Below are 24068 nucleotides of genomic sequence, written 5' to 3'. Positions count from 1 at the left end.
GTCAGTCGTCCTCGGTGGCGGTGCGTATCACCGCGGCCGGCGCCAGGTAGCCGTTGGGGTCCAGCACCCAGCCCGAGCGCTCGGCGGCCTCGACCACCTCCGGCGCCCACTCCAGCAGCACCCGGTCGTCACCGCCGTTGATCACCAGCAGCTCACCGGTGCCGGCCTCGGCGGGCGAGCCGGCCTCCGACAGCAGGGTGAAGCTGCGCCAGCTGCCCTGCGGCACCGAGAGCATGTCGTCGGGGTCGAGCTCGACGGTCTGGTCCTCCAGGTGCACCTGCCAGCGCCCGGACTTGGCGACCAGCACCTGGGTGCGCTCGTGGCGGTGGCTCAGCACGCCCTCCCCGGGCGTCGCGGTCAGCCAGGCGACGTTGAAGGTGTGCGGCTCGTGCAGCAGCGGCTGCGCGCGCCGGTCCTCGACCATGCCGTAGCCGATCACCGGGGTGATCCGGGCGCCGCCCCCGGGCAGGGTGCCGCAGAGCAGACCGTGCTCGACGGGGCGGCGGTCGCCCGGGGTCATCACCCGGGCCCGCATCTCCTCCACCGACCAGTGGCGCAGGGCGTCGATCTGCTCCTGCGGCATCGGCTTGATCAGGGCGACGTCGTCGGGCACCACGTCGCCGGCCACGGTGTCGATGAGGCGGTTGTCGGCGGTGAGGTGCAGTCCGTGGGACTCCGCGTCCCGCAGCACGGCCGGACCCCAGATGATGCCGCCGGTCACGTCGTGGCCCAGGATCGTCAGCAGGATGCCGTCGTCGGGGCCCACGTTGGTGAACCCGCGGAAGGCCCAGGTGGGCACCGAGATGATGTCGCCGTCGGTGCAGAGGTACTCACCCTCGGTGCCGTCCACGCCCCAGCGGATGAGGAACTCCCCGCCGAGGTTGATGAAGACCTCGGCGGTGAAGTGCAGGTGCAGGCTGTTGCTGACCCCGTTCGGCATCCCGGCGGCGCCGAGGTTGAACCCGTGCGGGTCGGTCAGGTTGACGAACTGGGTGGAGCTCTGGGAGACCCCGGGGCCGATGAACTGGAAGTTGGACTTGCGGTCCGAGCCGGGGGTGCGGCAGTCGATGAAGGCGGCCTGGCAGGGCACCCAGTCGCTGCGGCGGATGGTGCGCCGCTCCACCTCCGCGCGCGACAGCGTGGTCGTGGGGCGGTCGACGAGGTCGGTCATGAGGTGCTCCTCGAGGTGTGGGGGTCAGTAGATGTTGGTGGGCTCGTAGGCGGTGTCGCCGCGGGCGCCGATGATCTGGGTGCGGATGGCCAGGTCGTCGTAGACCCGGGTCTCCTTGACGAGGCGGCCGTCCTGGACGAGGAACTGCGAGATCCCCAGCACCTCCACCGGCGACCCGGTGAGCGGTCCGTAGTCGGCCATGCCGTCGTAGACGCCGAGCATCCGCCAGGTGACGGCGATCCGCAGACCGGCGTAGCGCTCGGCGTGGTGGGTCTGCACGTCGCGCCACTCGAAGCGGGCGCCCGGGAAGGCGCGCAGCAGGGTGAGCAGGGAGCGCCGGTAGCCCTCGGGCCGGATCACCGTGCGGTCGGCGACGTCGTTGAGCACGAGGTCGCGGATCCAGTAGCGGCCGACCTTCTCCAGCTCGCGCTGGTTCCACACGTTCTCGAGGAACTCCAGCACCATCTCGACCTCGGGCCGGAAGTCGTCGGGCCGGGGGCCGCTGTCGCCGTCACGGGTGATGTCGGGCTTGGGCGGCCGGGTCATCGAGCCGGTGTAGCCGGCGAACTTCCGCTGCGCGGCGATCTCGTCGGGGTCCTGACCGGTCTGCAGGGCGATGGCCAGACCGTCGCGGGTCACCCACTCCTCGACCATCCGGCCGCGGCGGTAGAGGCAGTTGGCGATGGTGCGGCTGCGGAACCCGGTGTGCGGGTCGATGCTCAGCACCAGGTGGGAGCTGAGGAAGGCGTCGTCCCCGCGCTGCTCCCAGACCACGTCCTCGGCCTGCCCGATCCGGTCCGGGGTGTCGGCGATCCGCATCAGGCTGCCCTGGATGACCTCGTCACGGCCGACCGAGGTGCCCAGCACGCCGTGGACGATGGAGTCCGGCTCGTAGTTCTCCCGGATGTAGCCGATGGCCCGGTCCACCCAGATGAGGTCGGTCACCTCGCGGATGAAGTCGTCGGGGTCGGCGTAGGGCTGGTACGCGACGGGGTCAAGGGCCATCGGGCTGCTCCTCGGGTCGGATGACGTGGCGCCAGACCGACTGTATGCGTATGCAGAAGCAGGCCGCAAGGGTGACCGACCCCGATGCGGCTCAGCGCGCGGGCGCGGCCGCCAGCGTCCGGCGGTGCACCAGCCGGGTCGGGAACACCTCGTGGCGGTAGGAGCCGGCCCGGTCCCCCGCCTCGATCCGCTCGATCAGCAGCCGGGCCGCGGCCTGCGCCATGGCGGTCAGGTCGTAGGCGACGGTGGTCAGGGCGAAGACCGGCCACCGGGCCGGCGGCAGGTCGTCGAAGCCCACCACCGACACCTGCTCCGGGATGGCCAGACCGGCCTCGTGGGCGGCGTTGACCGCTCCGATGGCGACCACGTCGTTGCTGCAGACGACCGCGGTCGGACACTGCGGCAGCGCGAGGAAGCGCCGCATCCCGGCGTGGCCGGTCTCGACGTCGAAGGGGCCGCGGTGGGTGAGCGCCCGCGGCAGCCCGATGCCGTGGTGCTCCAGCGCCTCGCGCAACGCCTCCTCGCGCTCCTCACCGGTGCTGGTGTTGCGCGGCCCGAAGATCGCAGCCACCCGCCGGTGCCCGCGGTGGGCCAGCGCCTCGGCCACCTCTCCCAGACCGGCGGCGGCATCGACCGTGGCCGAGTCCGCCTCGACCGCCGACGTCCGGTTGAAGTAGACGAACGGCACGCCACGGTCGCGCAGCCGCACCGGCAGCGCGGAGTCGCTGGTCGTGGTCGCCAGCAGGACGCCGTCGAGCCCGTGGGAGAACAGCCGCTCGGTCACGTCCTCGCCGTCGCGGTCCTCGGTGTGCAGGATCAGCTGGTGGTCAAGGGCCTCGAGCTGGCGGTGCATCGCGGCGATGACGTAGGGGTAGAACTGGTTCTCCAGGTCGGTGACCAGCAGCCCCACCCGGCGGGTCCGGCCGCTGGCCAGCGCGCGCCCGGACTCGCTGACGACGTAGCCCAGGCTGCGCGCCGCCCGACGGACGCGCTCCTTGGTCTCCGCCGAGACGTTGGGGCTGTCCCGCAACGCCCGCGACACGGTCGGCTGGGAGACCCCAGCCAGCCGCGCGACGTCGTGGCTGGTGACCATCGGCTACCTCCTGACCGCCCGCATCATGCCGCACACCCGCCCTTGACGGCCACGGAGGTCGTCGGATTCACTGGCTAAGCATACGTATGTCACCGTCGATGGAGGAGCCCCCCGTGCCGCACTACCTGAAGCAGGGTCGCAGCAAGTCGTTCGCCGACACCACGCAGGCCGGGGTCAGCCAGCGGGTCGCCGAGATCATCGCCGACGTGCGCGAGCGCGGCGACGCCGCGGTGCGGCAGTACTCCGAGACCTTCGACCGGTGGAGCCCCGCCGCGTTTCGCCTCGACGAGGAGCAGGTGCGCGAGATCGTCGCCGGGCTGCCCGAGCAGGTCGTGGCCGACATCCGCTTCGTGCAGGACCAGGTGCGCGGCTTCGCCGAGGCCCAGCGGGCGACCCTGCACGACCTCGAGGTGGAGACGCTGCCCGGGGTGTTCCTCGGTCACCGGCACGTGCCGGTCGACTCCGTGGGCGCCTACATCCCCGGCGGGAAGTACCCGCTGACCGCCTCGGCGCACATGACCATCCTCACCGCCAAGGCGGCCGGCGTGCCGCGGGTGGTGGCCTGCACCCCGCCGATCCAGGGCGAGGTGCCCGCGGCCACCGTCGCCGCGATGGCGATGGCCGGCGCCGACGAGATCTACCTGCTCGGCGGCGTCCAGGCGGTGGCCGCGATGGCCGTCGGCACCGAGACGATCTCCCCCGTCGCCACCATCGCCGGCCCGGGCAACGCCTACGTCGCCGAGGCCAAGCGTCAGCTGTACGGCGAGGTCGGGATCGACCTGTTCGCCGGGCCCACCGAGATCCTCGTGATCGCCGACGAGGAGGCCGACCCGTTCGTGTGCGCGGTCGACCTGCTCTCCCAGGCCGAGCACGGGCCCGAGTCCCCCGCGGTGCTCATCACGCCGAGCGCCCGCGTCGCCGAGGAGACGCTGCGCCACATCGAGGCCCTGCTGCCGGCGATGCCCACCCGCGACTACGCCGAGCCGGCCTGGCGCGACTTCGGCCAGGTGGTCGTCGTGGACGACCTGGACGAGGCGTTCGCCCTGGGTGACTCGCTGGCCTTCGAGCACGTGCAGGTGCTGACCCGCGAGCCGCGCCGGGCGCTGGAGCAGATGCGCAGCTACGGTGCGCTGTTCCTCGGCGAGGGCACCTGCGTCTCCTACGGGGACAAGGTCATCGGCACCAACCACGTCCTGCCCACCTTGGGCTCGGCCCGCTACACCGGCGGCCTCTGGGTCGGGAAGTACCTCAAGACGGTGACCTACCAGGAGGTCCGCTCGGAGCAGACGAGCAGCATGCTCGGCGAGGTCTGCGGCCGGGCCGCCCGGGTCGAGCGGTTCGAGGGCCACGCCCGCTCCGGCGACGTCCGGGTCTGGAAGCACACCGGGCAGACCTTCGACTGGATCGAGGCCGCCCACGCCGTGACCGCCGGGGACCGGGCGTGAGCCTGACCGGCCGGACGGCCCTGGTCACCGGCGGCGGCAACGGGCTCGGCGCCGCCATCGCGACCGCCCTGCACGGCGACGGCGCCCGGGTGGTGCTGGTGGGTCGGCGCCGCAGCACGCTGGAGGCGGTGGCCGGGCGGCTGGGCGAACGGGTGCGCTGCGCCGTCGCCGACGTCAGCGACCCCGGGCAGGTGGCCGCGCTGGCCGACGAGCTCACCGGGGAGGACGTCTCGGTGCTGGTCAACAACGCCGGGATCGCCGGCCCGGTCGCCCCGCTGACCGAGATCGCGGTCGAGGACTGGGACGAGGTCTTCGACGTCAACGTCCGCGGGGTGTTCCTGGTGTGCCGGGCTTTCCTGCCCGCGATGGTGCGTGCCGGACGAGGCGACGTCGTCAACGTCGCCTCGGTCTCGGGCAAGCGCCCGCTCGCCGGGCGGACGCCGTACTGCGCCTCGAAGATGGCCGTGCTCGGGCTGACCACCACGCTGGCCTTCGAGGTCGGGCCCGCCGGCGTGAACGTCAACAGCCTGTCCCCCGGCCCCGTCGAGGGCCCGCGGATGGAGCGCAACTTCCGCCTCGAGGCCGAGCGCTCCGGCACCACCGTGGCCGAGGCGCGCGAGGCCTTCGTCTCCCGGGCCGCGCTCGGCCGGATGGTGACCGAGGAGGAGGTCGGACGGGCCGTGCTGGCGATGCTGCAGATGCCCGGGCTGTGCGGCGCCGACGTCGACCTGTCGGCCGGGATGGTGGCCTGATGGGCGTCCCGGCCCCCGGGATGCGACGGCGCCTGGAAGCCGGCGAGCGTCTGCTCGGCGTGCTGCTCCGGCTGCCCTCGGAGGACCTGCTCGAGATGGCCGCGGTCAGCGGCTTCGACTTCGTGCTCATCGACTGCGAGCACGGTCCGGCCGACGTGGTCGAGCTGCGCCGCCACGTCACCGTGGCCCAGCTGCACGGTCTGGACGTGCTCCTCCGCACCGGAAGCGACGAACCGGCCCTGGTGCTGCGGGCGCTCGACCAGGGGGTGGCCGGAGTGGTGGCCCCGCACGTGGACGACCCGCAGACCGCCGCCCGGCTGGTCGACTCGGCCCGCTACCCACCGCTGGGGCACCGGGGGTTCGCCACCTACACCCGCGCCGGCGACTTCGGCCGGGTGCCGGCGAAGGAGCACCGCGAGCGCGCCGACGAGACGCTCGTCATCGGCATGGTCGAGTCACCCGCCGGCGTGCGGGCGGTCCACGAGATCGTCCGGGTGCCCGGGCTGGACGGCCTGATGGTCGGCGCCGCCGACCTGGCCGCCGCCCGCACCGAGACCGACCCGCCGCTGCCGGAGTGCGTCGACGCCGTGCACCGCGCGGTCGCCGAGCGGGGCACCCTGCGGATGGACATCGTCAGCACCCCCGAGCAGGCCCGGGCCTCCTTCAGCGCGGGCGCCGCCCTGGTGGTCTACAACACCGCCGACGTGCTCATGCGCCACCTCGCCCAGCTGGTCGAGGCCCGTCCGCGCTGACCCGCCCCGCACCGGCGCACCGGGCGGGGCGGACGGCGTCAGCCCTTGACGGCGCCGGAGTTGAGCCCGGCCACCAGGTACTTCTGCGCCACGAAGGCGATGCCGATCACCGGGATCGTCAGCAGCACGGTGGCCGCCGCCGCCTGCTGCAGCATCGGCAGCGTCTGGCCCAGCTGGGTGGCGATGAAGACCGGCACCGTCTTCGAGGTGGTGTCGGTGAGGATGGCGGCGGTCAGGTACTCCTGGAAGCCGAAGAGGAAGGTGAAGATCCCCGCGGTGAGGATGCCCGGGCCCATCAGCGGGATCATCACCTTGCGCAGCATCTGCAGCCGGCTGCAGCCGTCGACCATGGCGGCCTCGTCCAGCTCGCGCGGGATCTCGGCGAAGAAGTTGCGCAGCAGCCAGATGGTGAAGGGCTGGTTGATGGCGATCAGCGCCGCCGCCAGCGCGTAGGTGGTGTCGTAGACCCCGAGCGCCCGGGAGATGTCGTACATCGGCAGCACGACCGCGAACCGCGGCAGCGCCCGGAAGACCAGCGCCAGGATGAGCAGCCCCGCCGAGACGTAGCCGGGGAACCGCGACAGCGCGTAGGCGCACGGCAACCCCACCAGCAGGGCCACCACGGTGGTGATCACCGCCACCACCAGGGTGTTGATCAGGTAGAGGTAGAAGTCGGTGGTCTGCCACAGGTCGACGAAGGCCGTCACGGTCGGCTCGTAGAGGAACACCGGAGGGTTGGCGAAGGCCTCCCGGGTCGTCTTCGTCGAGGCCATGATCGTCCACAGGAACGGGGCGAACATGATGATGCAGGTGGCGGCCAGGAAGAGGCCGCCGAGCACGGCGGCGGTGGTCCGAGGGCGTCCGCGGGGCAGCCGCCGGGCGACCACCTCCGCAGCGGTGTCGAGAGGTCGGGCGGTGCCGGAGTCGGCGGCGGTCAGGGTGCTCACGCCTCCTTCGCCTCCTTCAGGATCGAGCGGATGGAGGGGTAGAGCAGGAGCAGGATGAGGAGGATGGTCAGCACGCTGATGGCGCTGCCCAGCCCGAGGTCCTCTGCGCCCTCGCGGAAGGCGACGTTGTAGACGTAGAGCATGATCGACTCGTTGCCCAGGCCCACCGCCTGCGGCGCGAGCGGGACCAGGTTGTCGAAGGTGCGCAGGACGTCCATGGTCGAGATCAGCACCGCGAAGCCGAGCACGCCGCGGATGCTCGGGATGATCACGTGCCAGTGGCGCCCGAGGGTGCCCGCCCCGTCGATCTGGGCGGCCTCCAGCGTCTCGCGCGAGACCCCCTGCAGCCCGGCCAGGATCATCAGCATGACGAAGGGCAGCATCGACCAGATGACGTTGAGGGCGATGATCAGCCGGTTGGGCCACAGGTCGGTGAACCACAGCACGTCGCCGCCGGTCAGCCGGCCGAGCAGGAAGTTGGCCACGCCGCCGAAGTTGGAGTCGAACAGCCACGAGAACGACACGGCGCCGACCACGTGCGGGATCACGTAGGAGACCAGCATGATCCCCAGCACCACCGGACGCATCCGGCCCAGGCCGTTGACCAGGGTGGCGATGAGGTAGCCGAGGCAGACGGTGACCACCGTGACCACCAGCGTCAGGCCGACGGTGAACACCACCGCCCGGCCGAACCGCGGCTCGGTGAGGGCCGCCAGGTAGTTCTGCAGGCCGACGAAGGTGCCCGCCTGGCCGTAGCTGACCCGCTCGAAGCTCCACTCCACCGTCCGGTAGAGCGGGACGAGCATGAAGCCGAACATCACCAGCACGCTGGGCAGCGTCAGGGCGACGAACTCCCGTCTGCGCATGAGTGCTCCCCCTTCCCGGGGTGTCGAGGTGGTGCGGCGGGAGGTCGTCCCGCCGCACCGTCTGGCGCGGTGCCGGGGGCGTCAGCCCTGCTCGGCCATCACCTGCTCGCCGATCTCCTGCATCTGCCGCTGGCCCTCCTCCACCGAGATGGCCCCGGTGACGACCTGGGCGACGACCTCGCTGGTGCCGCTGCTCATCTTCGCCACCCACGGGAACGGGGCGGGCTCGGGCACGTTCTGGATCGCCTCGTTCGCCGCCGCCGCGTACGGGGAGTTCTCCTCGGTCACCAGACCCTCCCGGGCCGGGTAGGCCGCGGGGATCGACGCCCGCGAGGCGTCCTCGCTCACCGAGGCCGCGATCAGCTCGAAGAGCAGGCGCTTGTCGACGTCGGTGTTGACCGGGATCGACCACCCGTCGACCGAGAGCGCCCCGTACTGACGACCGCCCTCCAGGACCGCCGGCGGCGCGGCGAAGGCGAAGTCGCCGGCGTGCTCGGTGTTGGTCTCCTTGGTCAGGTCCACCATCCGGCCGGAGAACATGATCCCCATCGCGGCGTCGCCGTTGAACAGCTGCTGCTGCACCTTGGGCTGGTCGAAGGTGGTCACCTGCGGGTCCATGTAGGGCACCAGCGACTTCATCTCCTCCAGGGCCGTCCGCGACTCCTCGGAGGTGAACAGCGGCTCCCGGGTGTCCGGGTCGACGTAGTCCACGCCCTGCGAACCCAGCGCCGCCTTGTAGGCGGTGCCGATGTCGGAGCTGGACAACCACGGCAGGGCCAGCGGATACCGGATCTCTCCGGCGTCCTGGATGGCCTGGGAGACCTCGCGCAGCTCGGCGAAGGTGGTCGGCGGCTGCAGCCCCAGCTCGTCGAAGACGTCCTTGCGGTAGGCCAGCACGAGCATCTGGGCCTGCATCGGCAGGCCGTACACCGTGCCCTCGTAGCTCAGCGAGTCGAGCATCTCCTGGTTGATGGCGTCGAGGCCGTACTTGTCGCCGAACTCCTCGAGATAGGGGTCCAGCGGCTCGAGCTTGCCCTCCGACCCGTACTGCGGGATGACGAAGGAGTAGCTCTCGATGATGTCGTAGGTGCCGCTCTCACCCGACAGGGTGGCGGTCGTCTTCTGCACCTGGCCGGCGAAGTCGATCGGGTCGTGCTCCAGGGTCACGTTGTCGTGGCTGCAGCTGGCCACCATCGTGTTGGTGAACGGGTCGACGGCCGAGGAGTTGTAGGCCAGCACGTTGACCGTGACCGGCTCGGGCGGGTTGGCGAAGTCGCAGGCGACCTCGGTGGCGGTGTTGGCCGCGGTGCGCGACCCGGCGCCGCAGCCGGTCAGCAGGAGGCTGACCGCGACGAGGCAGCCGGCAGCCGCCTTCGTCCAGAAGTGGTCGAACATCGTCGTCTCCCTCGATCGGGTGGCCGGAGCCAGTCCTTCATGCGCATGCAGACGCATGCGCTGCGGTGGTCAGCTGATCAGGTCGAGCCGGAGCTGGGCGCTGTCGCGGTGCCCCGGCATCTGCTCGAAGTCGGCGATGGTCACCACGGGCTCGGCCTGCGCCCGGGTCGCCTCCCGGGTGGCGCGCTGGTAGGTGACCTGCTTGAGGTAGCCGGTGACCGACAGCCCGGCGGCGTAGCGGGCACCACGTCCGGTCGGCAGCACGTGGTTGGTGCCCGACATCCCCTTGTCGGCGTAGGCCACCGTCGACCAGGGCCCGAGGAACAGCGAGCCGTAGCTGGTGAGCCGGCGCAGGTACCAGTCGGGGTCCTCGGTGAGGATCTCCAGGTGCTCCGGTGCCAGCAGGTCCATCACCTGGGCCGCCGCCTCGTCGTCCTCCACCACGTAGATCGAGCCCCAGTCACGCCACGCCGCACCGGCGATGTCGCGGGTCGCCAGGCCCTCCAGCTGCCGGGCGATCTCACGCTCGACGGCCCGGCCGAGCTCGAGCGAGGTGGTCACCAGGCAGGCCGGCGAGGTGGGTCCGTGCTCGGCCTGGGCCAGCAGGTCGGCGGCCACCATGACCGGCGAGGCCTGCCCGTCGGCGATCACCGCCACCTCCGACGGCCCGGCGAGGACGTCGATCCCCACCCGGCCGAAGAGCTGCCGCTTGGCCTCCGCCACGTAGGCGTTGCCGGCGCCGACCACCATGTCGGCCGGGTCGCCGTCCAGCAGCCCGAAGGCCATCGCGGCCAGCGCCTGGACGCCGCCGATGGTGTGGACGCGCTCCGCACCAGAGGCCCGGGCCGCGTACAGGACGGCGGGGTGGGCGGTGCCCTGGTGCGACGGCGGCGTGGTGGAGACGACCTGGCCGACGCCGGCCGCGCGGGCCACGCCGATCGTCATGAAGGCGCTGGCCAGCAGCGGGAAGCGTCCTGCCGGCAGGTAGGCGCCGACGGTGCCCACCGGGATGTAGCGCTGCCCGCAGACCACCCCGGGGACGACCTCGTCCTCGAAGTCGGTGAGGTGCGCGCGCTGCATCTCGGCGAACCGCCGGGTCCGCTCGGCGCCGGTGTCGAGGGCGCGCTTGAGGTCGTCGGGGAGGTGCGCGGTACGGGTCTCGATCTCGTCGGCCTCGACGGTGAAGTCCTCGCCACCGGTCCAGCCGTCGAGCTGCTCGGCGTAGCGGCGCACGGCGGCCAGGCCGTTCGCCTCGATGTCGAGCAGCATGCCGCTGACGGTCTCCCGCACCGCCGGATCGGACTGGGCGGCGACGTCGGGACGGTCGGGCGCGCGCAGGACGGTGACCCGTCCGTCGACGCGGGCGAGGTCCTTCTCGGTGAGATGCATACGTATACGTTAACGACCGGGGGCGGGGGGAAGGCAAGACTTAGTCCCGGGCGTCATGCAGACGTCACGTGCGGGCCGGGCCGCCGTCGACCGGCCGGTGCCCTCAGGCCGGCGTCTCAGCCGCGCAGCAGCCAGGCGACGAGCAGCATCACCGGCAGCGCGAGCACGGTGGTGATGAGGACGGCGTCGCGGGCCACCACCTCACCGGTGCGGTAGCGCAGGGCGTACTGGTACATGTTCTGCGCGCTGGGCAGCGCCGCGAGGATGACGACGGCGTAGACGAGGTCGTCGGGCAGCGCGAAGACGAAGCGGGCCAGCAGGTAGGCCACCACCGGCATCACCACCACCTTGAGCACCACCGCCAGCACGATCTCGCGGCGACCAGAGCCCGGCCGCAGCGGACGCTCCCCGCCGAGGGAGACGCCGAACGCCAGCAGCATCAGCGGCACCGCGGCCCCGCCGAGGATCTCCATCGGTGCCAGCACCGGGGCGGGCACCCGGATCCCGAGCACCGACACCAGCGCGCCGACCGCGGCCGCCACGACGATCGGGTTGCGGAACGGCTGGGTGAGCACGCGGCGCACGCTGAAGCGCTGGGCGGACGCCAGGTCCAGGGCGGCCAGCATCAGCGGGGACAGCACGAGCAGCTGCAGCAGCAGCACCGGACCCGCGAACTGGGCGTCCCCGATGACGTAGACCGCCACCGGGAGCCCGATGTTGTTGGCGTTGGAGTAGCCGGAGGTGAACGCCCCGACCAGCACCCGGCCGGTGTCCCTCGTCAGCAGTGCCCGCGCCAGTACGGCGTAGAGCAGCGCCACGACGACGAAGGCGCACAGCGTGACCAGCAGGAACTCCGAGAACAGCACCGACACGTCGGCCTGGGAGAGCACCGTGAACAGCAGCGCGGGCCCGGCGGCGAAGAAGGCCACCTTGTTGAGCACGAACCGCGACTCCTGCTCGACGATCCCCAGCCGTCCCAGCAGCCAGCCGACGGCGATCACGAAGCCGATGATCGAGAACCCGACCAGCACGCCGGTCACGTGCCCGCCCCCCGCCCGTCCACCGGGCCCGAGGGCCGGGGCGCCGGGGTGGTCGCCCCGGTCACACCCGGCGGACCGTGAAGGCCAGCCCCAGCTCCTCGTCGCGCCGCCAGCCGTCGGCGGGTTCGGCCTCGGCCATCTCGGTGGCCAGCACCTCCCCCGCCACCAGGGCGGCGTGCTCGCGCAACGCCTCGGCCAGCTCACCACCGGCCGACCAGTGCAGGACGATCCGGTCCGAGACGTCGAAACCGGAGTCCTTGCGGGCCTCCTGCACCAGCCGGACGACCTCGCGGGCCAGCCCGGCCCGGACCAGCTCCGGGGTCAGGTGCAGGTCGAGGGCGACGGTCTCGCCGTGCTCGTTCACCACCGACCAGCCCTCCCGGGGACGCTCGGTCAGCAGCACCTCCTCCGGACCCACCTCGACCTCGCCCAGCCCCGGCACCTCGACCTTCGCGGTACCGCCGTCGGCCAGCACCGCGGCGAGCGCGTCCGCGTCGGCCTCGGCGATGGCCTGGGCGACCGTCGGGGTCTGCTTGCCGAACCGCTTGCCCAGGGCACGGAAGTTGCCCTTGGCGCTGTGGTCGACCAGGTCGCCGGCTCGCGAGAAGCTCTCCACCCGCTCGATGTTGAGCTCGGCGGCCACCTCCGCCCGCAGCTCGTCGCTCAGCCGGGCGTCGGCCGCGCTCGGGACCAGCACCCGCGACAGCGGCTGGCGGATCTTCACCTTCGCCTCCGAGCGGGCCGCCCGGCCCAGCTCGACCACCCGCCGGGTGAGCGCCATCGACTCCGCGAGGGCGGTGTCGACCAGGGACGGGTCGGCCACCGGCCAGGACGCCCGGTGCACCGAGTCCACCTCGACGCTGCCCGAGGCCACGAACAGGTCCGACCAGACCCGCTCGGTGATGAACGGGGCCAGCGGCGCCATCAGGCAGGTCAGCGTCTGCAGGGTCTCGTGCAGCGTCCACAGCGCCGAGGGCTGGCCCTCCCAGAAGCGGCGGCGCGAACGCCGGACGTACCAGTTGGACAGCCCGTCGACGAACTCGCTGACCAGCGCGCCGGCCCGCTGGGTGTCGTAGGCCTCCAGCGCCTCGGTCACCCGGGTGACCAGCGTGTGGGTCTCGGAGACCAGCCAGCGGTCGAGCACGTGCCGCTCGGCCACCGCGGGGGCCCCGCCGGTCGGCGTCCAGTCGTTGGCGCGGGCGTAGAGCGCCTGGAAGGAGACCGAGTTCCAGTAGGTCAGCAGCACCTTGCGGACGGTCTCGCCGATGGTCTGGTGACCCACCCGGCGGGCGGCCCAGGGCGAGCCGCCGGCGGCCATGAACCAGCGCACCGCGTCCGCGCCGTGGGTGTCCATCAGCGGGATCGGCTCGAGGATGTTGCCCAGGTGCTTGCTCATCTTGCGGCCGTCCTCGGCCAGGATGTGGCCCAGGCAGACGACGTCCTTGTAGCTGTTCCGGTCGAAGACCAGCGTGCCGACCGCCATCAGGGTGTAGAACCAGCCGCGGGTCTGGTCGATCGCCTCGCAGATGAAGTCGGCGGGGTAGGCCTGCTCGAAGGCCTCCACCGAGCCGGGCAGGTGCGGGTAGCCGTGCTGGGCGAAGGGCATCGAGCCGGAGTCGAACCAGGCGTCGATGACCTCCGGGACCCGGCGGAAGGTGCCCTCGACGCCGTCCACGGTGAAGGTGACGTCGTCGATGAACGGCCGGTGCGGGTCGAGGTCGGACAGGTCGCGCCCGGCCAGCTCGGACAGCTCGGCCAGCGAGCCGACGACGCGCAGCTGGCTGGGGTCGGCGTCGTTGCGCCAGATCGGCAGCGGCGTGCCCCAGTAGCGGCTGCGCGAGAGCGCCCAGTCGATGTTGTTGTGCAGCCAGTCGCCGTAGCGGCCCCACTTGATCGACTCCGGGTGCCAGGTGGTGCGCTCGTTCTCGCGCAGCAGGGCGTCCTTGGCCTGGGTGGTGCGGATGTACCAGGACGGCAGCGCGTAGTACATCAGCGCGCTGTGGCAGCGCCAGCAGTGCGGGTAGGAGTGCTCGTAGTCGAGGTGGCGGAACAGCAGCCCGCGCGCGCCGAGGTCGTTGATCAGCGTCTCGTTGGCCTCACGGAAGTACATCCCGCCGACCAGCCCGGTCTCGGCCACGAACCGGCCGCGGGTGTCGATCGGGTTGACCAGCTCGACCCCGTTGCGGCGCACCGAGTCGAAGTCGTCGGCGCCGAACACCGTGGCCTGGTGCACCAGCCCGGTGCCGTCGTCGGTGGTGACGTAGTCCTCGGTGACGACGAAGTGCGCGTCGCCGGTCCACTCCACGACGTCGAAGGGACGGGTGTAGCGCCAGCCCACCATCTCCGCACCGGTGAAGCGGTGCTCCCCGTCGGCCTCCCAGCCCTCGCCGAGCGCGTGCTGCAGCAGCGTCTCGGCCACCACCACGGGCTTGTCGTGGCCGTGCTCGCGGGGGACGCCGGTGGGACGGGCGACGACGTAGCTGACGTCGTCCTTGACCGCGACCAGGGCGTTGGAGGGCAGCGTCCACGGCGTGGTCGTCCAGATCAGCAGGTCCGCCTCGCCGGCCAGCGGACCCGAGGTCAGCGGCAGCCGGACGTAGACCGACGGGTCGACGACGGTCTCGTAGCCCTGGGCCAGCTCGTGGTCGCTCAACCCGGTCCCGCAGCGCGGGCAGTACGGGGTGACCCGGAAGTCCTCGACCAGCAGACCCTTCTCGAAGATCTGCTTGAGCGCCCACCACACCGACTGCACGTAGGAGGCGTCCATGGTGCGGTAGGGGTGGTCGGTGTCGACCCAGTAGCCCATCCGGTCGGTGAGCTGGGTGAAGAGGTCGACGTTGCGCATGACGGCCTCGCGGCAGCGCGCGTTGAAGGCCTCGATGCCGTAGGTCTCGATGTCGGGCTTGCCGTTGAGCCCGAGCTCCTTCTCCACCGCGAGCTCGACCGGCAGGCCGTGGCAGTCCCAGCCGCCCTTCCGCTCGACGTGGAAGCCCTGCATCGTCTTGAAGCGGGGAAAGACGTCCTTGAACACCCGGGCCTCGATGTGGTGGGTGCCGGGGGTGCCGTTGGCGGTGGGCGGGCCCTCGTAGAAGGTCCAGGACGGGCGTCCGCGGGTCTGGTCGAGGGTGCGGCGGAAGGTCTGCTCGCTCTTCCAGCGCTCGAGGACCTCGTGCTCCATCGCGGGCAGGTCGATCTGCGCCGGCACCGGGCGGTAGCCGGAGGTGGTCGCGGCGGTCTCGCTCATGGCGGTGGCACTCCTGCGTCGTTCCTCGGTGCGAGGACGAGGGCCCGGCGTCGTGCCGGTGCTCGCGGTACCACCTCGCTTGCCGCCCCCGCTCCATCGGCGCAGGGGGCGACCGCTCGTGACGGCTGTGACGGGCCTACCCGTCCGGTTCTACTGGGGGCCGGCAGGCCCTGTTCTTCCGGAGGCTCGCCGCTGATGACGGCTCGGACGCCTGTGCGGCCAGCATAGTCGCTGCGCGTGCACCCTGGGAACGTGTCGGCCGCGGTCGGCCGACGGCGCGACACGCCGCGCCACGCCGGGGGTCACCGCGATGACATACACGTGCTCAGGGCGGTCAGCGCTCCAGCAGGACGTCGCAGCCGACGGCGAGGCAGGCCGCGACCCGCCAGTCCATCCGGGCGCCGTTCGGGGCGGCGGGCAGCTCGACCTGGTAGGCGTCGCGCAGGCTCCAGCGGCGCTCGATGCTCATGATCGGGACGCCCCCGGCGGCGGCGAAGTCGAAGTGGACGGGCCAGCCGAAGTCGGTGAAGCGGCGCAGCACGGCCACCAGCTGGCTGCGCTCCTGGCCCGACCCCTCCAGCCCCTGGTGCGGCACGCCGACGTGGAAGGTGGAGCGCAGCAGGCTGGCGCCGAAGTCCTTGCGGAACCAGCCGATCGGCTGGCCGGCGGCATCGGTGACGTCGTAGGTGGTGCCGAGGTCCATGATCCCGCGGGCCTTGAACCCGAACACCGGCACCCGCTGCTGCTCGTCGGCGAAGAAGGTGACCTGCTCCCGCATCGCCATCCGCTTCTGCTGCGCCATCGCCAGCACCGGCCCGTCGCCGTCGCCGGCGCGCACCTCGAAGCGGTTGGTCAGCATCGACAGCTTCTGCTTGAGGGCGAAGCGCTCGAGCGCGGGAGGCGGCACGGGAGGAGTCGTCACGGCGGAATCCTAACGACAGCGGGGCTCGCGGCCCGCGATGATGAGGCCCGTGACCGAACCGCAGCTCACCCTCCCCCGCACCGCCCCGACCCGGGTGCCGGGTGCCCGTCGCGGCGTGGCGGTGCTCGTGGTCACCCAGCTGCTGACGGGGATCGGGGTGGCGTCCGGGGTGGCGGTCGGCGGGGTGCTGGCCGAGGAGCTGGCGGGGACGGCCTCGGCGGCCGGGGTCGCCCAGACCGCCTCCATCGTCGGGGCGGGGCTGGCCTCGGTGCCGCTGGCCGAGCTGGCCGCCCGCTCCGGGCGCCGGCTCGGGCTGGCGGTCGGTGCGGGCGCGGCCACCGCGGGAGCGCTCGCGGTGCTGGGCGCGGCCGTGCTGGGCTGGCTGCCGCTGATGGTGCTGGGGATGCTGCTGTTCGGGGCGGCCACCGCGGTCGGGCTGCAGGCCCGCTACGCCGCCGCCGAGCTGGCGGTGCCCGAGCGCCGGGCGCGGACGATGTCGGTGGTCATCTGGGCCACCACGGTGGGCGCGGTGATCGGGCCGAACCTGTCCCAGCCGGGGAGCGAGGTCGGGGTGCTCCTCGGCCTGCCGGGGCTGGCCGGGCCGTTCCTGTTCTCCGTGGTGGTCTTCCTCGCCGCGACCCTCGTGCTGGCGGTCGGTCTGCCGGCCCGCCGCCCGGAGCCGGTGACCGGTGCGGAGCGGACCGCGGCCCGGGCGTCCTCGCTGCGGCTGCTGGTCGGTGCGCTGCGCCGTCCCTCGCTGCGGATCGGTGTGGTGGCGGTCGTCACCGGCCACGCGATGATGGTCTCGGTGATGGTGATGACCCCGGTGCACATGAACCACCAGGGCATGTCGCTGACCCTGGTCGGGCTGGTGATCAGCATCCACGTCCTCGGCATGTACGCCGCCAGCCCCGTCTTCGGCTGGCTGAGCGACCGCTTCGGCCCGCTGCCGGTGGTGCTGCTGGGCGCGGGGCTGTTCGTGCTGGCCTTCCTCGGCGGCGCCTTCTCCCCCGAGTCGCACTCCAGCTCCGCCCCGTGGTGGCTGGCGGTGGCGCTCTGCCTGCTCGGGCTGGGCTGGTCGGCCTGCCTGGTCGGCGGGTCGGCGATGGTGGCCGCCGAGGCCCCCGCGGCCGGCGGGGTGCGGCTGCAGGGCACCGTCGACTCCGCCATGAGCCTGGGTGCGGCCGCGCTGGCCGCGCTCGCCGGGCCCGTGCTGGCGGTGGGCGGCTACCCCTCGGTCAACCTGCTCGGCGCGGTGGCGCTGGTGGCGCTGCTCGTCGTCGTCCTCACCGCCCGCACGGCCCCGGCCCGCTGAGCCGGAGGCGTCAGCCGCGCTCCGCCCGGTCCAGCGCCTCGCGGAGCGTGTCGGCCGCCACCGGCTGGGCGCCTCCTGCCCAGTCCTGCGGGTCGCGGGCGTAGGGGATGCCGTAGGCCGGGGTGCCGGGCTGGTAGCGCCAGCCCTCGGCCAGCGGCCCGACGTCGAGGCCGTCGTAGCCCAGGCTGTCCAGCAGCGCGATCACCGCCGCCTTCGCCTCCGGGTCGTCACCGGCCAGCGGCAGGGTGCTGCGCTCCGGGCTGCCGCTCGGGCGGGCCGAGGTGGCCAGGTGGTCGGCGAAGATGTTGTTGAACAGCTTGACGACCTTCGACTCCGGCAGGTGCGCGGCCAGCAGCTCCGAGCTGGTGGTCGAGCCGTCGTCCAGCTCGGGGATCCGGCCGTCGCGCTGGGGGTAGTAGTTGTTCGTGTCGATGACGACCTTGCCGCGCAGCGGCTCCACCGGCACCTGCCGGTAGCTCTTCAGCGGGATGGTGACGACGACGAGGTCACCGGCCGCCGCGGCCTCCGCCGCCGTCGCCGCCCGGGCGCGGGGGCCGAGCTCGTCGACGACGTCGGCCAGCGTCTCCGGTCCCCGGCTGTTGCTGAGGACGACGTCGTGGCCGGCGTCCACCGCCAGCTTCGCGACGGTGCTGCCGATGTGTCCGCTGCCGATCAGTCCGAGAGTGCTCATGGCGGGACAACCGGAGGGGCGCGGCACCCATTCCGGCCCGGCTGCCCTACCGTCGGGGCAGCCCACACCGACGTCCGGGACGATCCCGGCAGCCGAGCCGGAGGACCGATGGCCGACAGCACCGCACCACTCCCCGTCGTCGCCGTCGGGGCCGGGTCGATGGGCCGCGCCTGGCTGCGCGTGCTGACCGGCTCCCCCGACGTGACGCTCACCGGGATCGTCGACCTCGACCTGGACGCCGCCCGCGCGGCGGCGGCCGAGCTGGGCGTCCCCGACCTGCCGGTGGGCACCGACACCGTCACCCTCGCCGACGCGACCGGGGCCCGCGCGGTGGTGGACGTCACCGTGCCCGCGGCCCACCACCCGGTCACCACCGACGCCCTCTTCGCCGGGCTGCCGGTGCTGGGTGAGAAGCCGGTGGCCGCGACGCTGGCCGAGGCGCTGTCGCTGGTGGCGGCGGCCGAGGTGACCGGCACGCTGTTCATGGTCAGCCAGTCCCGGCGGTGGAACCCCCAGCTGGCCCGCTTCCGCCACCACCTGGGCCGGCTCGGGCCGGTCGGCACGCTGTCGGTCGACTTCTTCAAGGCGCCGCGGTTCGGCGGGTTCCGCGAGCAGATGGCCCACCCGCTGCTGGTCGACATGGCGATCCACCAGTTCGACATGGCCCGCTACCTGCTCGACGACGAACCGGTGTCGGTCTACTGCGAGGCCTGGAACCCGCCGTGGAGCTGGTACGCCGGTGACGCCTCGGCGATCGCGGTGTTCGACTTCGCCGGTGGCTCCCGGTTCGTCTTCGACGGCTCCTGGTGCTCCCCTGGCCGGGAGACGTCGTGGAACGGCGCCTGGCACGCGAGCACCGAGCACGGCACCACGACCTGGAGCGGTGACGACGACCCGGTCCCGCCCGACACCGCGGCCGAGGACGTCGAGGTGCCCGACCACGACGGCATCGCCGGCTCCCTGGCGATCTTCTGCGACGCGCTGCGCCGCGGCGCGGTCCCCAGCGGCGAGGTGCATGAGAACGTGGTCAGCCTGGCCATGGTGGAGGCCGCCGTGGAGTCGGCCGGCACCGGGCAGCGGGTGCTGCTGGACGACGCCCTCGACCGCAGCCGCGAGCAGGCGGTGCGCGAGGAGCGCCGCGAGGACGTCCGCGCCGTGCTGCAGGGCTGGACGTCGGTGCGGGAGGCGCTGCTGCGCGGCGGCCGGTGAGACGCCGCACCCCACCCGGCGCGACAGATTTGGTCGGCGTGAAAAACTGTGGGGACGTCTGGAGGTGGCTCGCGCTCCATCGGGTATCACAGACGCAGCGCAGGCACGACCGGAAAGAGTCTGGATGAAGACCGACGCCACCTACCAGCTGAACAACACCGCGATCTGCTCCGCGGTCGCCGTCGAGGCGCCCGACCGGGTCACGTCGGCCTGGATCGACGAGCAGCTCGCCGAGACCTACCAGCGGCTGGGCATGACGCCCGGCAAGTTCGAGCAGCTGGCCGGGGTGGCCGCGCGCCGCTGGTGGCCCGAGGGCGCCAGCTTCGTCGACGGTGCGGTCGACGCCGGGGCCAAGGCGCTCGCCGAGGCGGGGGTCGAGCCCGGCCAGGTCGGGCTGATCATCAACACCTCGGTCACCCGCGAGCACCTCGAGCCGTCGGTGGCGGTGCAGGTGCACCACGCCATCGGGCTGCGTCCGGCCTGCCTCAACTTCGACCTCAGCAACGCCTGCCTCGGCTTCATCAACGCCATGCAGCTGGCCGGCACCATGATCGACGCCGGACAGGTGGACTACGCGCTGGTGGTCGGCAGCGAGAACGTCCGCGGGCTGCAGCAGCAGGCGATCGCGAGGCTGCAGCGCCCGGAGACCACGGTGGCCGAGGTGCGCGAGCAGTTCGCCACCCTGACCCTGGGCTGCGGCGCCACCGCGATGGTGCTCGGACGCGCCGACCGGGCCGGCAGCAGCGGCCACCGGCTGCTGGGCGGCACCAGCCGCTCGGCCACCGAGCACCACGACCTGTGCGTCGGCGACCTCGACTTCATGCGCACCGACACGCGCGGGCTGTTCGAGGCCGGGCTGCAGCTGGCCCTGGAGACCTTCGCGGAGTCGGAGCAGCAGTTCGGGTGGACCGACGTGGAGCACATGGTGTCCCACCAGACCTCGCTGGTGCACATCACCGCGCTGTGCCAGAAGCTCGGGCTCGACGTCGACAAGTTCCCGCTGACACTGCCCGAGTTCGGCAACATGGGCCCGGCGGCCGCCCCGTTCACCCTGGCCGCCTCCCAGGACCGCTTCTCCGCCGGTGACCGGGTGATGATGCTCGGCATCGGCTCGGGGCTGAACACGTCGTTCGCCGACATCGTCTGGTGAGCCGGCTGGCTGACGGGCCGGGGCCGCTGCCCGGGTTCGACCCGTCCTGGTCCCGTTCCGTCACCGCACCCGACGCCGAGGGCGTCCCCCGCCGCTGGCACCTGCTCGACACCGCCGCCGACCGGCCGCTGTCGGAGGTGGCCGGCCTCCCCACCCTGGTCTGCCTGCACGGCAACCCCACCTGGTCCTACCTGTGGCGCGGGCTGCTGGCCGGGGTGCGCCCGGGCTGGCGCGTCGTGGCGCCGGACCAGCTGGGGATGGGCTGGTCCGAGCCGGCGGCCGGCACCCTGGAGCGTCCCCGCCGGCTGGCCCAGCGCATCGAGGACCTGGACCGGCTGGTCGCCGCACTCGGGCTGACCGGTCCGCTGGTGGCGGTCGGCCACGACTGGGGTGGTCCGGTGGTGACCGGCTGGGCGGTGCGGCACCGCGACCGGGTGCGGGCGCTGGTGCTGGCCAACACGGCGGTGCACCAGGACCCCTCGACCACCTTCTCCGGGCTGATCCGGCTCGCCCGCCAGCCGCTGCTGGTGGGTCCGGTCTGCGTGGGCACCGACACCTTCGTGCGCGGGGCGGCGGCGCTGTCGCGTCCCCCGCTGCCGGCCGACGTCCGCGCCGCCCTCCGCTCCCCCTACCGGACGCCGGAGCGCCGCGGCCGGGTCGGCCAGTTCGTCGCCGACGTCCCGCTCGAGGAGGACCACCCCACGCGCGCCACGCTGCAGGCCGTCGCCGACAGGGTGGCCGGGTGGGACGTCCCCGCCCTGCTGCTCCGCGGCACCCGCGACCCCGTCTTCACCGAGGCCCACCTCCGCGACCTCGTCGCCCGCCTCCCGCGCGCCGACGTCCACCGCTACGAGGGCGCCTCCCACCTCGTCACCGAGGACCGCCCCGACCACGCCGCCACCGTCTGGCGCTGGCTCGACCGCCTCGCCCTCGACGAGCCCGCCGCCGACCAAGGCCCTGGGCCCGCTCCCCAACGCCCTGAGCCCACTCCCCAACGCCCTGAACCCACTCCCCAACGCCCTGAGCCTGTCGAAGGACGCTCCCCCGCCACCCGCCCGCCGTGGTGGCGCCAGACCGCCCGCGCCGACGACCCCGCGACCGCCGTCGCGGAGATGGCGACCGGGCGCACCATCGGCTTCGACGCCCTGGAGCGCGACGTGGTCGCGGTGGCCCGCGGGCTGCTGGCGGCCGGGGTGCGTCCCGGGCAGCGGGTGGCCACGCTGGTCCGGCCGGGGATCGACCTGACGGTGCTGGTCTACGCCTGCTGGCGGATCGGCGCGGTGATCGTGGTCGCCGACGCCGGGCTGGGGGTCGGCCCGCTGGGCCGCGCGCTCCGCGGCGCCGGCCCGGACGTGGTGGTCGGCTTCCCCGGCGCGCTGGCCGCGGTCGCCGCGCTGCGGGTGCCCGGACGCCGGATGCTGGCCGGCTCGCTCCCGCCCGCGGCCCGTCGTGCGCTGCGCGTCGAGCACGACCTCGACCAGCTGCGCGCGCTCGGCACCGGCTCCGACGCCGACCTCGACGCGGTCCGTGCCGGCGCCGGGGACGACCCGGACTGCGCCGTGCTGTTCACCTCCGGTGCCACCGGCCCGCCCAAGGGTGTGGTGTACCGGCTGAGCCAGATCGGCGCCCAGCTGGAGGTGCTGCGCGAGACGATGGGCTTCGGCCCGGAGGACCGCTTCGTCGCCGCCTTCGCCCCGTTCGCGCTCTACGGCCCGGCCCTCGGCGTCCCCGCCGTGGTGCCCGACATGGACGTCACCGCCCCCGCCACGCTGACCGCAGGCACGCTCGCCGCGGCGGTGGAACGGGTCGGCGCCACCGTCGTCTTCGCCTCCCCCGCCGCCCTGGCCAACGTGGTCGCCACCGCCGACGCGCTGGACGAGCGGGGACGCCGCGCGCTGGCCGGGGTGCAGCGGCTGATGTCGGCCGGGGCACCGGTGCCGGCCGCGCTGCTGCGCCGGGTGGCCGCCGTGGTGCCGTCGGCCGAGCTGCACACCCCGTACGGGATGACCGAGGCGCTGCCGGCCACCGACATCACCCTGGCGGAGATCGAGGAGGCCGGGGTCGGCGAGGGGGTCTGCGTCGGACGGCCGCGGCCCGGCGTCGAGCTGCGGATCAGCCCGCTGCCGGCGACGCCGGACGCACCCGACGGCGACCCCACCGACCAACCCGGGGTGACCGGTGAGATCTGGGTCGGCGCGGCGCACGTCAAGGACCGCTACGACCGGCTCTGGGCCACCGAGGACGCCGCCCGTCCCGCGCCCGGCTGGCACCGCACCGGCGACGTCGGCCACCTCGACGAGATCGGCCGGCTGTGGGTGGAGGGACGCCGCGTGCACGTGGTGCACACCGCCGGCGGACCGCTCACCCCGGTCGGCGTCGAGCAGCGGGTCGAGGCGCTGGACGGCGTCCGGCAGGCCTGCGTGGCCGGGGTCGGTCCGGTCGGCACGCAGCAGGTGGTGGTCGTGGTGGTGCCCGAGGACGCCGGACGCCGCCCGGCGCTGCTGGGCCCGCCCGAGCTGGCCGCCGAGGTGCGCCGGGTCGCCGGGGTCGACGTCGCGGCGGTGCTGTGCGTGGCGGCGCTGCCGGTCGACATCCGCCACCAGTCCAAGATCGACCGCACCGCGGTGTCGGTGTGGGCCGGACGGGCGCTGGCCGGCCGGCGTCCGGGCCGGCTGGTGCGGGGGCTGCGCGCATGAGGGTGCTGGTGACCGGGGCGAGCGGGATGCTCGGTCGGCTGGTGGCCACGGCGCTGGTGGCGCGCGGGGACGAGGTCACCGTGCTGCAGCGCGGACCGGCCGCGGTCGAGGGCGCACGGGAGCGCCGCGGCGACGTCCGCGACGCGGCCGCCGTCGCGGCTGCGGTGGCCGGGCAGGACGCCGTGGTGCACCTGGCGGCGAAGGTCAACGTGGTGGGCCCGTGGCCGGAGTACCTGGCGGTCAACGTCGAGGGCACCCGGCACGTCCTCGACGCCTGCCGCACGCACGGGGTCGGACGTCTGGTGCACGTCTCGTCGCCGTCGGTCGCGCACGCCGGGGCGGCGCTGGTCGGCGAGGGCGCGGGACCGGCCGACCCGGAGCGGGCCCGCGGCCCGTACGCGCGGAGCAAGGCGATGGCGGAGCGGCTGGCGCTGGCGGCCGACGAGCCCGGCGGGCTGGCGGTGTCGGTGGTGCGCCCGCACCTGGTGTGGGGACCCGGCGACACCCAGCTGGTGGCGCGGATCGTGGCCCGGGCCCGCCGCGGCCGGCTGCCGCTGCTCGGCGACGGTGCCGCGCTGGTCGACACCACCTATGTCGACAACGCCGTGGACGCGCTGGTCGCCGCGCTGGACCGCTGCGAGCAGGCGCGCGGGGTGCCGCTGGTGGTGAGCAACGGCGAGCCGCGGCCGATCGGTGAGGTGCTCGGAGCGATGGCCGCCGCCGCGGGCGCCCCGCGACCGGTCCGCCGGGTGCCGGCCGCTCTGGCGAGGGCCGCCGGCAGCCTGGTGGACGCCTCGGTCGCGCTGCTCGAGCGCGCCGGACGCGACGTCGAGACCGACCCGCCGCTCACCCGCTTCCTGGCCGAGCAGCTCTCCACCGCGCACTGGTTCGACCAGCGCCGCACCCGCGAGCTCCTCGACTGGCAGCCCCGCGTCCCCCTCGACGAGGGCTTCGCCCGCCTCGCCGCCTGGTACGCCTGACCGACG

General features: G+C 73.3%; 19 protein-coding genes. 8 read left to right on the top strand and 11 right to left on the bottom strand.

The annotated features are described in order from the left end of the window. Nucleotide 1: 1 nt before the first annotated feature. The 3 genes from DT076_RS18370 to DT076_RS18360 form a co-directional block, all read right to left on the bottom strand. The gene (locus DT076_RS18370; protein ID WP_114128158.1) at nucleotides 2–1171 is read right to left on the bottom strand and encodes a cupin domain-containing protein; all 1170 of its coding nucleotides are present in this window, start codon (nucleotides 1169–1171) and stop codon (nucleotides 2–4) included. Nucleotides 1172–1195: 24 nt separating this feature from the next. Then, the gene (locus DT076_RS18365; RefSeq protein ID WP_114128157.1) at nucleotides 1196–2176 is read right to left on the bottom strand and encodes a nuclear transport factor 2 family protein; all 981 of its coding nucleotides are present in this window, start codon (nucleotides 2174–2176) and stop codon (nucleotides 1196–1198) included. A 91-nt stretch (nucleotides 2177–2267) separates the two neighbouring features. Next, on the bottom strand, nucleotides 2268–3269 hold the full coding sequence (locus DT076_RS18360) for a LacI family DNA-binding transcriptional regulator (RefSeq protein ID WP_114128156.1): 1002 nt from the start codon (nucleotides 3267–3269) through the stop codon (nucleotides 2268–2270). Between the two features lie 113 nt (nucleotides 3270–3382). On the opposite strand from DT076_RS18360, the gene hisD (DT076_RS18355) reads away from it, so the two are divergent. Genes hisD (DT076_RS18355) through DT076_RS18345 form a run of 3 tightly spaced genes read left to right on the top strand, consistent with a single transcriptional unit; the run spans nucleotide 3383 to nucleotide 6218 of the window. Continuing rightward, the gene (gene hisD / locus DT076_RS18355) at nucleotides 3383–4714 is read left to right on the top strand and encodes a histidinol dehydrogenase (RefSeq protein ID WP_233494069.1); all 1332 of its coding nucleotides are present in this window, start codon (nucleotides 3383–3385) and stop codon (nucleotides 4712–4714) included. Beyond that, nucleotides 4711–5466, top strand: a complete 756-nt coding sequence (locus tag DT076_RS18350; RefSeq protein ID WP_114128155.1) for an SDR family NAD(P)-dependent oxidoreductase — start codon at nucleotides 4711–4713, stop codon at nucleotides 5464–5466. The genes hisD (DT076_RS18355) and DT076_RS18350 overlap by 4 nt, the downstream gene beginning before the upstream one ends. Continuing rightward, nucleotides 5466–6218 carry an HpcH/HpaI aldolase family protein gene (locus DT076_RS18345; RefSeq protein WP_114128154.1) on the top strand — a complete coding sequence of 251 codons (753 nt, stop codon included), beginning with the start codon at nucleotides 5466–5468 and terminating at the stop codon, nucleotides 6216–6218. Before DT076_RS18350 ends, DT076_RS18345 begins: the two co-directional genes overlap by 1 nt. Nucleotides 6219–6256: 38 nt before the next feature. Here the strand turns inward: DT076_RS18345 and DT076_RS18340 are convergent, their stop codons facing one another. The 7 genes from DT076_RS18340 to DT076_RS18310 form a co-directional block, all read right to left on the bottom strand. Then, on the bottom strand, nucleotides 6257–7165 hold the full coding sequence (locus DT076_RS18340; protein ID WP_114128153.1) for a carbohydrate ABC transporter permease: 909 nt from the start codon (nucleotides 7163–7165) through the stop codon (nucleotides 6257–6259). Next, nucleotides 7162–8031, bottom strand: coding sequence for a carbohydrate ABC transporter permease (locus DT076_RS18335; protein ID WP_114128152.1), 870 nt, complete (start codon nucleotides 8029–8031; stop codon nucleotides 7162–7164). Before DT076_RS18335 ends, DT076_RS18340 begins: the two co-directional genes overlap by 4 nt. Nucleotides 8032–8112: 81 nt before the next feature. After that, nucleotides 8113–9426: an ABC transporter substrate-binding protein gene (locus DT076_RS18330; RefSeq protein WP_158548199.1), complete on the bottom strand. Its 1314-nt coding sequence runs from the start codon at nucleotides 9424–9426 to the stop codon at nucleotides 8113–8115. A gap of 69 nt (nucleotides 9427–9495) precedes the next feature. Continuing rightward, nucleotides 9496–10815: a histidinol dehydrogenase gene (hisD, locus tag DT076_RS18325; protein ID WP_114128150.1), complete on the bottom strand. Its 1320-nt coding sequence runs from the start codon at nucleotides 10813–10815 to the stop codon at nucleotides 9496–9498. A 116-nt stretch (nucleotides 10816–10931) separates the two neighbouring features. Continuing rightward, on the bottom strand, nucleotides 10932–11855 hold the full coding sequence (locus DT076_RS18320; protein WP_114128149.1) for an AEC family transporter: 924 nt from the start codon (nucleotides 11853–11855) through the stop codon (nucleotides 10932–10934). Nucleotides 11856–11916: 61 nt separating this feature from the next. Beyond that, a complete protein-coding gene (gene ileS / locus DT076_RS18315) occupies nucleotides 11917–15099 on the bottom strand; it encodes an isoleucine--tRNA ligase (protein ID WP_114128148.1) in 3183 nt (1060 codons plus the stop codon). Nucleotides 15100–15433: 334 nt separating this feature from the next. Continuing rightward, nucleotides 15434–16021, bottom strand: coding sequence for an LURP-one-related/scramblase family protein (locus DT076_RS18310; RefSeq protein ID WP_233494068.1), 588 nt, complete (start codon nucleotides 16019–16021; stop codon nucleotides 15434–15436). A 49-nt stretch (nucleotides 16022–16070) separates the two neighbouring features. Between DT076_RS18310 and DT076_RS18305 the strand changes: the two genes are divergently transcribed. Continuing rightward, on the top strand, nucleotides 16071–17336 hold the full coding sequence (locus DT076_RS18305; RefSeq protein WP_199539289.1) for an MFS transporter: 1266 nt from the start codon (nucleotides 16071–16073) through the stop codon (nucleotides 17334–17336). 10 nt (nucleotides 17337–17346) lie between these two features. Here DT076_RS18305 and DT076_RS18300 read toward each other — a convergent pair whose 3' ends face one another. Beyond that, nucleotides 17347–18027: an NADPH-dependent F420 reductase gene (locus DT076_RS18300; RefSeq protein ID WP_114128147.1), complete on the bottom strand. Its 681-nt coding sequence runs from the start codon at nucleotides 18025–18027 to the stop codon at nucleotides 17347–17349. A gap of 108 nt (nucleotides 18028–18135) precedes the next feature. Here DT076_RS18300 and DT076_RS18295 point away from each other — a divergent pair, with 108 nt between their 5' ends. From DT076_RS18295 to DT076_RS18280, 4 genes are all read left to right on the top strand, one after another. Beyond that, entirely contained in the window at nucleotides 18136–19236 is a 1101-nt protein-coding gene (locus DT076_RS18295) for a Gfo/Idh/MocA family protein (protein WP_114128146.1), read from the top strand. A gap of 124 nt (nucleotides 19237–19360) precedes the next feature. Further along, nucleotides 19361–20386 carry a 3-oxoacyl-ACP synthase III gene (locus DT076_RS18290; protein WP_114128145.1) on the top strand — a complete coding sequence of 342 codons (1026 nt, stop codon included), beginning with the start codon at nucleotides 19361–19363 and terminating at the stop codon, nucleotides 20384–20386. After that, nucleotides 20383–23082, top strand: coding sequence for an alpha/beta fold hydrolase (locus tag DT076_RS18285; RefSeq protein WP_233494067.1), 2700 nt, complete (start codon nucleotides 20383–20385; stop codon nucleotides 23080–23082). The genes DT076_RS18290 and DT076_RS18285 overlap by 4 nt, the downstream gene beginning before the upstream one ends. Continuing rightward, nucleotides 23079–24062, top strand: a complete 984-nt coding sequence (locus tag DT076_RS18280; RefSeq protein ID WP_114128182.1) for an NAD-dependent epimerase/dehydratase family protein — start codon at nucleotides 23079–23081, stop codon at nucleotides 24060–24062. Before DT076_RS18285 ends, DT076_RS18280 begins: the two co-directional genes overlap by 4 nt. The last annotated feature ends 6 nt before the right edge of the window (nucleotides 24063–24068 follow it).

Source organism: Desertihabitans brevis (assembly GCF_003327535.1).
GTDB classification, from domain to species: Bacteria; Actinomycetota; Actinomycetes; order Propionibacteriales; family Propionibacteriaceae; genus Desertihabitans; species Desertihabitans brevis.
Note: the sequence above shows the minus strand (reverse complement) of the source record. Positions and strands in the feature narration are given on the sequence as shown.

Excerpts from the sequence above, each read along its gene's own strand:
- DT076_RS18370 (WP_114128158.1), bottom strand. The coding sequence starts at position 1,171 with ATGACCGACCTCGTCGACCGCCCCACGACCACGCTGTCGCGCGCGGAG.
- DT076_RS18365 (WP_114128157.1), bottom strand. The coding sequence starts at position 2,176 with ATGGCCCTTGACCCCGTCGCGTACCAGCCCTACGCCGACCCCGACGAC.
- DT076_RS18360 (WP_114128156.1), bottom strand. The coding sequence starts at position 3,269 with ATGGTCACCAGCCACGACGTCGCGCGGCTGGCTGGGGTCTCCCAGCCG.
- DT076_RS18345 (WP_114128154.1), top strand. The coding sequence starts at position 5,466 with ATGGGCGTCCCGGCCCCCGGGATGCGACGGCGCCTGGAAGCCGGCGAG.
- DT076_RS18335 (WP_114128152.1), bottom strand. The coding sequence starts at position 8,031 with ATGCGCAGACGGGAGTTCGTCGCCCTGACGCTGCCCAGCGTGCTGGTG.
- DT076_RS18330 (WP_158548199.1), bottom strand. The coding sequence starts at position 9,426 with ATGTTCGACCACTTCTGGACGAAGGCGGCTGCCGGCTGCCTCGTCGCG.
- hisD (WP_114128150.1), bottom strand. The coding sequence starts at position 10,815 with ATGCATCTCACCGAGAAGGACCTCGCCCGCGTCGACGGACGGGTCACC.
- ileS (WP_114128148.1), bottom strand. The coding sequence starts at position 15,099 with ATGAGCGAGACCGCCGCGACCACCTCCGGCTACCGCCCGGTGCCGGCG.
- DT076_RS18300 (WP_114128147.1), bottom strand. The coding sequence starts at position 18,027 with ATGAGCACTCTCGGACTGATCGGCAGCGGACACATCGGCAGCACCGTC.
- DT076_RS18295 (WP_114128146.1), top strand. The coding sequence starts at position 18,136 with ATGGCCGACAGCACCGCACCACTCCCCGTCGTCGCCGTCGGGGCCGGG.
- DT076_RS18290 (WP_114128145.1), top strand. The coding sequence starts at position 19,361 with ATGAAGACCGACGCCACCTACCAGCTGAACAACACCGCGATCTGCTCC.
- DT076_RS18280 (WP_114128182.1), top strand. The coding sequence starts at position 23,079 with ATGAGGGTGCTGGTGACCGGGGCGAGCGGGATGCTCGGTCGGCTGGTG.